General features: G+C 29.4%; 12 protein-coding genes. 9 read left to right on the forward strand and 3 right to left on the reverse strand.

Features of this window, described 5'->3' with window-relative positions; genetic code table 11:
* The first annotated feature begins 159 nt into the window (after positions 1–159).
* The 7 genes from N4A55_RS06190 to N4A55_RS06220 all read left to right on the forward strand — a co-directional run bounded on the left by N4A55_RS06190 (position 160) and on the right by N4A55_RS06220 (position 7,991).
* Positions 160–1,902: an ABC transporter ATP-binding protein gene (locus tag N4A55_RS06190; protein WP_293754681.1), complete on the forward strand. Its 1,743-nt coding sequence runs from the start codon at positions 160–162 to the stop codon at positions 1,900–1,902.
* Complete coding sequence (locus N4A55_RS06195) at positions 1,899–3,629, forward strand: ABC transporter ATP-binding protein (protein WP_293754683.1); 1,731 nt, start codon at positions 1,899–1,901, stop codon at positions 3,627–3,629. Before N4A55_RS06190 ends, N4A55_RS06195 begins: the two co-directional genes overlap by 4 nt.
* A gap of 135 nt (positions 3,630–3,764) precedes the next feature.
* Complete coding sequence (locus N4A55_RS06200; RefSeq protein WP_293754685.1) at positions 3,765–4,577, forward strand: TrmB family transcriptional regulator; 813 nt, start codon at positions 3,765–3,767, stop codon at positions 4,575–4,577.
* A gap of 331 nt (positions 4,578–4,908) precedes the next feature.
* Positions 4,909–5,610, forward strand: a complete 702-nt coding sequence (locus tag N4A55_RS06205) for an ABC transporter ATP-binding protein (protein WP_293754687.1) — start codon at positions 4,909–4,911, stop codon at positions 5,608–5,610.
* Positions 5,570–6,523: a SufB/SufD family protein gene (locus N4A55_RS06210; RefSeq protein WP_293754689.1), complete on the forward strand. Its 954-nt coding sequence runs from the start codon at positions 5,570–5,572 to the stop codon at positions 6,521–6,523. The genes N4A55_RS06205 and N4A55_RS06210 overlap by 41 nt, the downstream gene beginning before the upstream one ends.
* Before the next feature lie 103 nt (positions 6,524–6,626).
* Positions 6,627–7,079, forward strand: coding sequence for a Fur family transcriptional regulator (locus N4A55_RS06215; protein WP_293754691.1), 453 nt, complete (start codon positions 6,627–6,629; stop codon positions 7,077–7,079).
* Between the two features lie 138 nt (positions 7,080–7,217).
* Positions 7,218–7,991, forward strand: coding sequence for a transposase (locus N4A55_RS06220; protein WP_293754692.1), 774 nt, complete (start codon positions 7,218–7,220; stop codon positions 7,989–7,991).
* A gap of 65 nt (positions 7,992–8,056) precedes the next feature.
* Here N4A55_RS06220 and N4A55_RS06225 read toward each other — a convergent pair whose 3' ends face one another.
* Together N4A55_RS06225 and N4A55_RS06230 are read right to left on the reverse strand one after the other, a co-directional pair.
* A complete protein-coding gene (locus N4A55_RS06225; RefSeq protein ID WP_293754694.1) occupies positions 8,057–8,962 on the reverse strand; it encodes a DUF362 domain-containing protein in 906 nt (301 codons plus the stop codon).
* Positions 8,963–9,097: 135 nt separating this feature from the next.
* Positions 9,098–9,706: a TetR/AcrR family transcriptional regulator gene (locus N4A55_RS06230; RefSeq protein ID WP_293754695.1), complete on the reverse strand. Its 609-nt coding sequence runs from the start codon at positions 9,704–9,706 to the stop codon at positions 9,098–9,100.
* A gap of 245 nt (positions 9,707–9,951) precedes the next feature.
* Here N4A55_RS06230 and N4A55_RS06235 point away from each other — a divergent pair, with 245 nt between their 5' ends.
* Positions 9,952–10,338 carry a pyridoxamine 5'-phosphate oxidase family protein gene (locus N4A55_RS06235; protein WP_293754696.1) on the forward strand — a complete coding sequence of 129 codons (387 nt, stop codon included), beginning with the start codon at positions 9,952–9,954 and terminating at the stop codon, positions 10,336–10,338.
* Between the two features lie 225 nt (positions 10,339–10,563).
* Here the strand turns inward: N4A55_RS06235 and N4A55_RS06240 are convergent, their stop codons facing one another.
* Positions 10,564–11,556, reverse strand: a complete 993-nt coding sequence (locus N4A55_RS06240) for a diaminopimelate dehydrogenase (protein WP_293754698.1) — start codon at positions 11,554–11,556, stop codon at positions 10,564–10,566.
* Between the two features lie 441 nt (positions 11,557–11,997).
* On the opposite strand from N4A55_RS06240, the gene N4A55_RS06245 reads away from it, so the two are divergent.
* Positions 11,998–12,489 carry a flavin reductase family protein gene (locus N4A55_RS06245; RefSeq protein ID WP_293754700.1) on the forward strand — a complete coding sequence of 164 codons (492 nt, stop codon included), beginning with the start codon at positions 11,998–12,000 and terminating at the stop codon, positions 12,487–12,489.
* The last annotated feature ends 20 nt before the right edge of the window (positions 12,490–12,509 follow it).

Raw genomic sequence — 12,509 nt, forward strand, 5'->3', positions numbered from 1 at the left:
ATATATTTCATAATCAAGGCGCGAAGCGCACATTTTTCGATGAATATGTCAATGGTTTTTGACAAAAAAGTGGGGGGTTTTAATAAAAAGGAATCTAGAAGCGTTGAATTTACTGGCTTAGAGATTCCGAGAGAATATTAAGATTATAAGGAGGCAAGTATGAAAGAAGATAGTAGCGTTTCAGTAAATGAGTACAAAAGGAGAAGTTTACCATCAAGAATATTGATAGCTGTAAGTGTAACAGTTGGTATAATACCTATAATTATAGTTATGAAGATGGTGAGTTTACTTTCAAGTAACGAAATTACAACAAAGATGATCATTATACTTGGTGGAATTATATGTTGTTGTCAAGTTATGAAAGCAGTTTTTTATGCGTTATCTATGTGGAAAGCACATGATTTTGCATATTCAGTATTATCAGAAATTAGAATAAACATGATTGAACATCTGAAAAAATTATCATTCAAATTTTTTCAGAAAAGAAAAATTGGAGATTTAACCAATATTATAAATCATGATGTTGATCAGACAGAATTATATTTGGCACATGGATTGCCCGAAATAACTATAGCTATGCTAATACCTTTTGTCATAGCGATTAGTTTACTTATTATGGATGTTCGTCTGGGATTAGCTTTGATATCAACTGTACCAATAGTGTTTTTATACCAAAAAGTACTTAACAAACTTATTGCAGGTAAATTTATGCATTATGCTAAAAGTACTAAAAAGATGTCAGAAGATTTAATAGAGTATATAGCTACCATTCCAGTGATAAAAGCATTTAGTAAGGAAGAGAAAAGAACCAAAAAATTACTAGATGGAATAAATGATTATATCTCATGGGTAAAGAAAATGACTGTCAGTATCTCTTTTCCTATGACTTTTTCAACAATGCTTATGGAAGGTGGTCTTGTAGTATTAGCAATTATCGGTTCTATATTGCTAAAAGATAATAAAATAGATGTTAATACTTTTGTTTTAGCAATAATCTTAGGAGGAATCTTTAGTAATACTTTTGCTAAACTTCCTATATTCCATCATATGAGTATTATCTTTAAAAATGCTCTAAGAGAAATCAACTCTGTAATGGGAGTAGGACCTAATAATGCTAATATAATAAGTAATAATATAAAAGCTGGTGATATAGAATTTAGGAATGTTAATTTTAGTTATGATGAGGATAAAAAAATACTTCAAGATATTAACTTAGTTTTCAGAAAGCATTCAATAAATGCAATAGTAGGAGCGTCTGGCTCAGGGAAAACAACTATAGCTAATCTAATAATGGGTTTTTGGAAGCCGACTAGTGGATTAATAAATATTGATGGTAAAGATATTAGTAATATTAGTGAACATAATTTGTCTAGACTAGTATCAATTGTTCAGCAGGAAGCTTTTTTATTTAACATTAGTATAGGAGAAAATCTTAGAATAGGTAAGAAAGATGCGACCAAAAAAGAAATTATAGAAGCAGCTAAGAAAGCGCAGATTCACAATATGATTATGAATCTTCCAAAAGGTTATAATACAATAGTTGGTGAATCAGGAGCTAAGTTGTCAGGAGGAGAGAAGCAAAGATTATCAATAGCAAGAATGATTCTCAAAAACTCTCCCATAATTATATTAGATGAGGCAACTTCAGCTATAGACTCAGCCAATGAACATCTGATAAAGGAAGCATTAGATAACTTAGGTAAAAATAAGACAATCATTACAATTGCTCATCATCTCAATACTGTAATAGATGCAGATCAAATTATTGTTATGGAAAATGGTAAGATTGTAGGTAATGGTAGTCATGAAGAACTACTTCTAGATAGTGAGCTGTATAAAAAGATGATTGAAGAACAAGCCTGTGTTGACAATTGGGCTATTAAGGAGGTAGTAAATTCATGATATCAACTATTTTTAAATATATGACTAAAAAAGGTAAAAGTATGCTTATATTATCAATAGTATCTTTTACTATAAAATCTCTATTAGGTGCATCTATGATGTTAGTCATTTTGGATATGCTTAATAAAATAATAGATGGTAGGACAGATAATCTTCATATGTATTGGATAGCTCTTTTAGGTATAATATTATTAAATGGATTGTTTAATACAATCGCAGACGTTGCAAAACATTTCAGTGGATTTGAAATTGCTACCAAAATAAGAACCAAGATAACATTAAGATTAAAGCAGTTTTCTCTAGGGTTTTATTCTAAGGAAAGGCTAGGAGAGATTAGTACGGTTATTCATAAAGACGTAGATAATATTGAAAGTATTGCAGCTCATATGTGGTCAAGAATGTTTAGTGATTTTATTACTGCTATCATTATTGGAGGATTACTTTTTGCTATTAATTGGAAGATGGGATTAGCAATGATTTCATTTTTGCCGATAGGTCTATTATTATTAATATCAGGAATAAAATCTAATAGTAAATTAGAAGAAGATACTCAGGATAATCTTGCTGATATGGTTAGTTTATTTGTAGAGTATACCAAAGGAATTCCTCTATTAAAAGCTTTCAATGAAAGTGAAACATTTGAAAACAAACTAAAAGACAGTACTAATAGGTTTAGTGAAAGCAGTAAGAGATTATCTAAATCCATAGCAAAATATATAGGAAAATATTTTGTGTTTTTAGAACTATCATTTGGGGTATTAGCGATTGTAGGAGCATTTATGGTGTACTATGGACAGCTAGATATATCTAACTATATAATTTTTATAATTTTTAGCAAAGAATTTTATAAGCCATTTACTAATATTGAATCTCATTGGCTTAATTATATTAAAGTCAAAGATAGTTATAACAGAGTAATGACAATATTGAATGCTAAGGTTATTGAGACAGTGGACCAACCTAAGAAAATGAATGGGTTTGATATAAGCTTTGGTAATGTGTATTTCAATTATGAGAAAGATGAATTTCAATTAAGTAACGTTAATCTAAGCATTGATGAAGGCAGTATGGTTGCATTAGTAGGACCTTCTGGTTCAGGAAAAACAACTATCACTAATTTATTATTAAGATTTTGGGACCCTCAAAAAGGAGAAATTAGAATTGGAGGAATTGATACAAGAGAAATCGATTATGATGATCTTCTATCTAATATAAGTATTGTAATGCAGAACGTGATATTATTCTCAGATTCAATATATGAAAACATTAAAGTTGGTAAGAATGATGCAACAAGAGAAGAGATAATAGAAGTGGCTAAGAAAGCTGAAATACATGATTTTATTGAAACTCTGCCAGAGGGATATGAAACAAGATTAGGAGAAAATGGTGTGGGTTTATCAGGAGGTCAAAAACAGAGACTTTCTATAGCTAGAGCCTTTCTAAAAGATGCTCCTATTGTAATTCTTGATGAAATGACAAGTAATGTTGATACTATAAATGAAAGAAAAATTCAAAAAGCTATTAGCAATCTAGCTGCTAATAGGACAGTCATAGTAATAGCCCATCATCTGAAAACTATTAGGAGTGCAGATAAAATAGTGGTATTCAATAAAGGTAAAATAATTGAAACTGGTAGCCATGATGAACTACTTAACAATAATGGATTATATAAGGAATTATGGGATGCGCAGAAAAGTGCAGAATCAAGAAATTTATGTAGTGCATAAAAATTTTTTAAAGATAACGTATATCGTATATACGTTATCTTTGAATATAATTGATAAAAAAACTTGACTATTTATAACATGTTATATATTATATATATAGAAGTTACTACTTAGGTAGTAGTTAACGAGAATGAGGTGTTAATTATTAATAGTAAGTGTAGTTATTCTAATGATGAAGTGATTAATTGTTTTAATGAGCTTGGATTATCAAAATACGAAGGTAAAGTTTATCTGGCTCTGTTAAGAAATAATCTTAGTTATGGTAGTGAAATTCAGAAGTTATCAGGTGTTCCTGGACCTAAAGTGTATGAAACCATAAATTCCTTAATAGATAAGGGCTTGGTATACCCTTCAGGAGATAGACCTATAAGATATCAGCCTCTACCACTTGAAGACTTTGTTAATATTAATAATAAGCGACATAATAACATCAATAATTATCTGTTAAAATATAAAGATGTAATTAGCGAGAACAAATATCCCAATTGGCTATGGCAAATGCAAAACTATGATAATATAATGGATAAAGCTAAAGAATTTATTAATGAAGCCAAAGAAAAAATAATTATTAGTTTCTGGTATGAAGATGGGCTTATAGTAAAAGACCAATTAGAGGATGCTTCAAAACGTAATGTTGAGATAATAAGCAATCAGATGAATAATCAAATAATTGAACTAGGTAAAGTGTACAAACATGCACCATTAGGAATAGCAGAGGATATTCATAGTTCAGAATTTATTCTAGTAGTAGATAACATATATGGAGTGTTTGTTTTTGAAAACCAAGAGAATAAAAGAGAAGGCTACTATACTTATAACAAAGGGGTCATAAGAATATTAAATAATTATATATTACATGATATTTATATGAATAAGATGCTATCTGACTTTGGAGAGGAAATATTTATAAAATATGGAAATGATTTAGGAGGTCTTCTGAAATTATAAAAGATAGTAGTAAAAAACTTTGCGGGGGAATAGTTGAATAAGGTTATGTGATATGTTAAAATATAGTAAATATTCTATAATTAGAAGTTATAAGTAATTATCATAAAGGGCTTTGAATATGTTCAAGCCTATTATTTATAATATTAAGTGATAATGACTATCATTATTAAAAGAACAATAAGTTTAATTAGCCATTTATAGTTAATACTAATAATATAAAGGTTAAAAATAATAGCATAGTTAATATTCATAGCTATTAATTAAGATTTAACCACTAGCTAACTTATTGATTATTTATAAATTAATAGAAACTAAAGAAAGAGGTGATATAATGAGTTTACTTAAGATTGATAATCTAGAAGTTGAGGTAGATGGAAAAAAAGTTTTGAATAAATTAAATTTAGAAATAGGAAAAGGAGAAACCCATGTATTATTAGGTCCTAATGCTTCAGGTAAGTCAACATTACTATGTACATTATTAGGATTTTCTAAATATAAAATAAAGGCAGGGAAGATTCTTTTTAAAGATGAGGATATATCAGATATAGAGATTGAAGAAAGAGCACAAAGAGGTATAGCGGCAGTCTATCAGAATCCACCTGCAATAAATGTGAAATTATCTAAACTCTTGGACAAAATAAGAAAAAAAAACGTTAAGATAGAAGGAATAGAATCTTTGATGCAGAGAGATGTAAATATAGGTTTCTCTGGTGGAGAAAGAAAATTCTCAGAAGTAATTCAAGTTATAAGTTTAGATCCAGATCTAATCATATTAGATGAATTAGATGCTGGATTGGATGTAGAGAATCTAGCAAGATTAAGCTTGTTGATAAAAGAACAGTTAAACGACAAAACGATACTATTGATTACTCATAGAGGTAAGGCACTTAACTATTTTAAACCTGATTATGCACATGTAATGCTAGATGGGAAAATTAGTTGCTCATCAAAGGACTGGGAAAAAATATGGAGATTAATTGAGGAGAATGGCTATGAAAAATGCAAATCATGTAAGTTATTATCAGATAGATAATGATGTAAAGATACATGAAGAAAAAGATTTAATTATTCTGCCTATAGTTAAAGCTTTTGATGCCTATGACTGGGTTAAAGGATTCTACTGCAAGAAACCGGAAAATGGATATTTCATATGGGTAAAGAAATCTATTGATAAACCTATAATAACTAATATACTTATGTGTTCTATGTATGTTGTTCAGAATACAAATAATCTAGTTGTAGTAGAAAAAAATGTAGAGGCTAAGTTACAAAGTGTTTGTGCAGCAAAAAAGAAATATCTATATGGTAAGCACATCGGTGAGACAAAAATAGTTGCTAAAGAAAATGCAATGATTGAAATCAATAATTATCATTCATGGGGTAAATATGACACTGTTGAATCAAGTATGGAACTTATCTTAAAAGAAAATGCACAAGTTTCATATAATAATAAATGCCATGAAGTTCCTATGCAGATGAATATAAGAAATTCTAACTATCTAGATAAAAAAGCCTCTCTTAACTTTGTAACTACAGTTTTAGCTGAACGTGGAAAAGTGGATATGTATGATGATACTTATCTAAATGGAAAAGATGCTAACGGTATTTCAAGAGTAAGGATGATTTCAAGATATAAATCACAGATTAATGCCTATAGTAATATGATTGGTAATGAGGCAGGAACAGGGCATCTGGATTGTATGGGATTGCTTTTATCTGATTCAGGTAGCATAGTGGCAGAACCAAAACTAGTTAACAGAAACAAAGATGCATCTCTGACACATGAGGCATCAGTTGGTAAAATCTCAGAAGATATTCTTAACTATCTTAGAAGTAGAGGATTAACAGAAGATCAAGCTATAGATTTAGTTGTGACAGGCTTCTTAGGTGAGGAAGATGAAATAGTTATTGATGGAAGTAACATTCAATCAAAACAGTATATGTAATAGATTAATTATAAGTTAACAAATATGGTAGCAGAATTTTTTGTTAATAATTGAATTTATTAAACATAAAATTAAATAGTGATAAGAAAATGGAGGGGTTTATATGCGTACAGAAGTAAATCCTATTATGAATAATTTAATAGAAAAAATGGACATAAGATTGACATATCAGAGAAAAATAATACTTAATACTTTGATTGACAATGTTGGCAAACATCTTTCTGCGAATGAAATCTATACTTTAATAAAAGATAAAGAAAATATAATAGGAATGGCTACAATATATAGGACTATTGATATGTTATTAAAAAAAGGCGTTGTCATAAAACATGATTTTGGTGATAGTGCGGCTAAATATGAAATAGAGATAGAGAATACTAGAAATCATCATCATCTCATATGTAAAAAATGCGGTAAAGTTATTGAAGCTTCAGGATTGATAAAGGATGACTTTTATGAGAGATTATTGGAAGAGAAGGGATTTCAGTGTACAGAATACAAATTAAAAATATTTGGCTATTGTAAAAATTGCAGAGTTAATGCAAAAGCTAATTAATAATATCCTAGGAGATTATTCAATGATAGAATTATCTCCTTTTTTTGTATTACAGATATTATATGTAATTATATGACTAGGGGACGTTTCTTTTGACACATTCCCGTAAATATGATATATTTGTTATGGTGATGTCAAATGGCGAGACAAAGAAGAGAAAGAAGTAAGTCAGGTATATATCACATTATGTTACGTGGAATAGACAAGCGTAATATCTTCTTAGATGATGAGGACAGAGAGAAATTCTTATATACTTTACTAAAAGCCAAACAATCAGGAGGATTTTCTTTATACGCTTATTGTCTTATGGATAATCATGTACATCTATTAATCAAAGAAAATGAAGTGATAGGGAATAGCATTAAAAGAATAACTGTAAGTTATGTTCAGTGGCATAACAATAAGTATGGTAGATCAGGACATTTATTTGAAAACAGGTATAAAAGTGAGGTTGTAGAAAGTGATAATTATCTCTTGAAGGTTGCTAGATACATACACCAAAACCCTGTGAAAGCAAATATTATAAAATCACCATCTGTATATATTTGGAGCAGTTACAATAAATATATAGATAAGTTTTACGGTGATAATGTGCAACTAGATACGGACAACATACTGAATTACTTTAATAACATAGAAAAGTTTGAAGAATATATGATGAAATCTAATGCTGATGAATGTCTTGAGTATTATAACAAAACAAAGTTAACTGATAATGAATTAAGGGAACAGTTAGAATTAAAATATGATATAGAAGACATAAATAACATCTCTAAGAGTAATCGAGATATGATGATATTTCAGATTAGAAAAGAAACTGGTGCTAGTATTAGACAGTTAAGTAGAGTATTGGAATTAGGTAGAGGAATAATCGAAAATGCAACAAAAAATAGAATAATTAAAAAGGACTAGCACAAGATAGCTAAAGCTATTAGGTGTAAGTCCTTTTTTTTTACATAGTCTAGTTTTAATTCTTATTATTTGCTATCTATAGCTATTGTTTCACCATAGACAGTCTTGCTGAATTGCTGCTCAGCACTAACTAAATCCAAGCCAGTCATATTCATTTGTTTTAGATCAGTCACTCCGATTTTTAGTCTATCACATTTATCTAAGTACCCAACTGCCTCAGTTTTGAAACCTAAGAATCTAGCGCCGATAGTATCTACAGAAACAGGATCTGTTCCACAGATAACAAGCTCAGTATGTCTAGGAATTCCGCCAGTTGGACCTGTTCCAATCATAGTAGGATTACAGCTCAAGATTGATATATCTATAGGCACTGCTTCTGCCATAGCTGTTATGAAGCTGTGAATATTATCATGTATCCCTAGAGCTTTTTTAGGGTAGCCATGGATTTCTGCTGGAGGCCATGCTAGTGCAATGTTTTTTATACATGCTGACATGGTAGCTGATTCATGATGTTTTAACTGTGTGAAAGATATAAGAACGGTAGCTTCATTTATTATCTGATTAATCTTTGTTGATGAAGGTCTTTCGTTATTAAGGCTTATAGTAGTATATGGACCATAATTTAAGTCAATAAACTCTATGCCTTCGCTTTGGATTATTTGGTCGTACCCAACTTTTTTCATTACATCACTAGTAGGTTGACCACCAGAACCAGTTGCAATAATAATTTTCTTGGGATTAGAACCTTTGACATATTGTATTATAGTTCTAAGACTGTCTCCACCAACAACAACGCCTAATGAAGGATTAGGTTTATCTAGGTTAACCCAATTAGGTGTTATGACAACGACATCATTGTTATTAATCAATTGATTGGCAGTAATATTATTAAGTCCTTCTGTTATAGCCTGACTTTCATTTGCATTACGAGTTATTGAAACATCTGAAGACATTCTTTTCCTTTGACGCATATAATCACCCTTTTACATAAAGTTTTAGATTATTATTTGCGCCTTTGATGGTAATTATTCACTAGTATTTATGTTATTGTAAAAAAAATACATTTTATCAATAATAAATTAGCTACACCTAGTCTATCTTAAGTTCTAACAGTTTTTTAGTAATTCTAGTATATCTTTCGAATACATATTAATTATTATCTCTGATACTTCTCCTATAGAATATTTATTCATATTATTAATCCAAAAACGAATGACGCCTATAAGCCCCGCTGCCATGTATTCAACGTAGATTTTTCTATTGTCTACATTTCTCACCCCAGTTTTTAATTGTGTAGATTTATCTAATCCTTCACTCATATGATTCTTGATTACATTTGTGAATTTTATGGATAAATACGGTATACTCTCATCTCCTAGTATAATTTTATAAAAATCAATATCTTCTTCAATAGTCTCAAAAACCTTTTTAATCAATTCATAGAAATCATCATACCCTAAAGTGTCAATTGTATCAATATTACTCTTAGCATTCATACTTTCTTTTAACTTGATTAAACACTCCGATGTAAGCTGATCTAGTAAATCATCTTTATCTAAATAATGTAGGTAAAAAGTATTCCGATTAATCATTGCTTCTTCTGCTATATCTTGAATAGTGATTTTATTATAGTTTTTCTCCTTAAGCAAATCTAAAAATGCTCTTTTTATAGATTTTTTCGTTCGTACTATCCTTAAATCTATCTTGTTACCCATAAATTCCTCCTATTTAATAGTCACTAATTATATATATGTCTATTATATATCACTTTGACTTATATTAACCATTGTATATTATATCTATATTCTATACAATAATTAATATAATTACAAATTTAAGTATGTAATTTATGATTACTCTGGGTATATAAGAATATGAATTGTACAAGATGCATTGTTACGTAAGAAAGTGAAAATATAATTAGATAAAAAACCAAAAAATAAAAAAGGAGATTAATATTATGAGTAAAGAATTAAATTTTATTAAAGAAAACCCTATGGGATTCTTAGCAACAGTAGATGAAAATGGAAAGCCTAGAGTAAGAGGCTTTGGGCTTATGATTACCGAGGATAATAGAATACTTTTCGGTACATCAAACAAGAGAAGGACTATTAAGCAGCTAAAAGTTAATCCTTATGCAGAATGGATAACAAAGTCTAAAAATTCATCAACACTGAGAATAAGTGGCGATGTAGTTATTGAAGAGGACATGCAAACTAAATTAAACACTATTCAAAATAATCCAGTGATAAAAAAACTTTATGCTGGAAGAGAAGATGAATTTGAAATGTTTTATCTTGACAACGTTGAATATGACTGGTTTGAAATGATAATACCAATTCAATAGAATCTTTAAATATATTTAAGGATTTTAATAAGTGTAATGAAGAAAAACGGGGCAGTGGGAAAACAGACAGCCCCAACAAAAGTCAGTATAATTCGTAAGAGTTATGCTGGCTTTTCAATATAAAGAAAAAAGATGGCTAACGATAACCATCTTCCTTCCGCTACATATACATAGTATAATGTAACTATACATGAATACTTATTATAACAATTTTTGTTCTATGAATTATAGTAATTGTTTTCTTAACTCTTCACCAGATTTAGGTGATAAGTAAGCTAGTGGAATATCAAAAACAGTTTTTGCTCCAGTAGCCCCTTCGTTACTCAATCTATGAATGGCACGTGCATAAGCAACTAAAACACTTCCAGTAAGTTCAGGATTACTATCTAATTTTAATGAGAATTCAATGATTTGATTATGTTTGTTATCTTCTCCAGTTTTACCACTGCGGATTACAAATCCACCATGAGGCATTTCTGAATGGTTAGCTTTTAACTCCTCTTCACTGATGAAAGTAACATTAGTATCGTAATCAGAGAAATAGTTAGGCATTGTTTTAATCTCATTTTCTATCTTAGCTTTGTCTGCGCCTTCTTTTGCTACAACATAACAGTCTCTAATGTGTTTTTCACGAGTAGTAAGTTCAGGATTCTCACCAGCTCTAACTTTTTCTAAAGCACTATCAATAGGAATAGTGTATTGAACAGCACCTTGTACACCTTCTATTCTTCTGATTGCATCAGAATGACCTTGGCTGACACCACGACCCCAGAAAGTATAATCATTACCTTCAGGTAGAACACATTGAGATAATAATCTATTCATTGAGAATAAACCTGGATCCCATCCAACTGAAATAATACTTAGATTATTATTTGATTTTGCTGCTTCATCAACTGATTCAAAGTATTCAGGAATCTTAGCGTGAGTGTCAAAACTATCAACTGTATTGAACATTTTTGCAAACTGAGGACCTTGTACAGGAAGATCTGTAGCTGAACCACCACAAAGTATTAATACGTCAATATCATTTTTATATTGTTCTGCATCAGCAATAGATAATACATTTACACTATTATCAGCGACTTCTAAAGTTTTTGGGTCTCTTCTAGTGAAAATAGCAGTCAATTGCATATCTGGATTTTGTTTAATTGCAAATTCAACGCCTCTTCCTAGATTTCCGTATCCAACAATACCGATTCTAATTATATTTTTCATATATACCTCCTTGATTTATGTTATTAATTTATATAACCGTAGCAAATTTTATTGCTTATGACATATGATGCTTACTATAAAATGCAACATAGTCACTTATCTTCTATAAAAAATTATACAATGATAAACTATAAAAGTAAATAAAAAATTTTATTTCCTGCAATTATTTCAATTATCAAATTAGTACAATTTAAATAATGACATCCAATATCAATTATTAACTGGTATTATTTAACTAGTAAATCTGCTGAAAAATATAATAAAATTATAACTAATATAACTAAGTTAAATAACTATCTACCTATTTGAATAAATCTAGCCTATATAATATGAGAAATTATGGATAAAATACAAATTGACAATAAATATCTAAAGGAGTAACATTATATTTAAAGTAAATTAATATTTACGCATTTTAATTAGAAAAGGAGTTATTATAATATGAGAAAAAAACAATTTGTAACAAAATCCAGTTTACAACCTGCACCTAAGGTATTAGTATCTTGTAGAGATAAAGATGGTAAGGATAATGCTCTTGCTGTTGCTTATTGTGGTAACTGCAGCTATGATCCACCAATGGTTATGGTTGGAATTGTTCCATCAAGACATTCATATCAAATGGTAAAAGATACTAAATGTTTTGTTGTAAACTTACCAACAAAAGATTATCAAAAAGAATTTGATTATTTAGGCAGTGTAAGTGCAAGAGACGAAGATAAATTAGCTAATATGAATATAAAAACAGCTGATGCCAGCAAAGTTAATGCACCTATATTAGTAGATTGTCCAGTAAATATTGAATGTACTGTTGTTGATTCAATAATGACAGGTTCACATGAAATGTTCATAGGAAAAATAGAAAATATTAATGCAGATGAAAATATTGTAAATGAAGATGGAAGTATAGATTACTCTAAGTTAGATTTAATTTAATACATATTCTATAAAAAATG

The organism is Vallitalea sp. (assembly GCF_025211055.1).
GTDB lineage: Bacteria > Bacillota > Clostridia > Lachnospirales > Vallitaleaceae > Vallitalea.

What these genes read in the sequence shown, in the direction of transcription:
- N4A55_RS06220 (WP_293754692.1), top strand. Translation starts at nt 7,218, where the DNA reads ATGGCGAGACAAAGAAGAGAAAGAAGTAAGTCAGGTATATATCACATT.
- N4A55_RS06215 (WP_293754691.1), top strand. Translation starts at nt 6,627, where the DNA reads ATGCGTACAGAAGTAAATCCTATTATGAATAATTTAATAGAAAAAATG.
- N4A55_RS06190 (WP_293754681.1), top strand. Translation starts at nt 160, where the DNA reads ATGAAAGAAGATAGTAGCGTTTCAGTAAATGAGTACAAAAGGAGAAGT.
- N4A55_RS06230 (WP_293754695.1), bottom strand. Translation starts at nt 9,706, where the DNA reads ATGGGTAACAAGATAGATTTAAGGATAGTACGAACGAAAAAATCTATA.
- N4A55_RS06240 (WP_293754698.1), bottom strand. Translation starts at nt 11,556, where the DNA reads ATGAAAAATATAATTAGAATCGGTATTGTTGGATACGGAAATCTAGGA.
- N4A55_RS06225 (WP_293754694.1), bottom strand. Translation starts at nt 8,962, where the DNA reads ATGCGTCAAAGGAAAAGAATGTCTTCAGATGTTTCAATAACTCGTAAT.
- N4A55_RS06195 (WP_293754683.1), top strand. Translation starts at nt 1,899, where the DNA reads ATGATATCAACTATTTTTAAATATATGACTAAAAAAGGTAAAAGTATG.
- N4A55_RS06245 (WP_293754700.1), top strand. Translation starts at nt 11,998, where the DNA reads ATGAGAAAAAAACAATTTGTAACAAAATCCAGTTTACAACCTGCACCT.
- N4A55_RS06205 (WP_293754687.1), top strand. Translation starts at nt 4,909, where the DNA reads ATGAGTTTACTTAAGATTGATAATCTAGAAGTTGAGGTAGATGGAAAA.
- N4A55_RS06210 (WP_293754689.1), top strand. Translation starts at nt 5,570, where the DNA reads ATGAAAAATGCAAATCATGTAAGTTATTATCAGATAGATAATGATGTA.
- N4A55_RS06235 (WP_293754696.1), top strand. Translation starts at nt 9,952, where the DNA reads ATGAGTAAAGAATTAAATTTTATTAAAGAAAACCCTATGGGATTCTTA.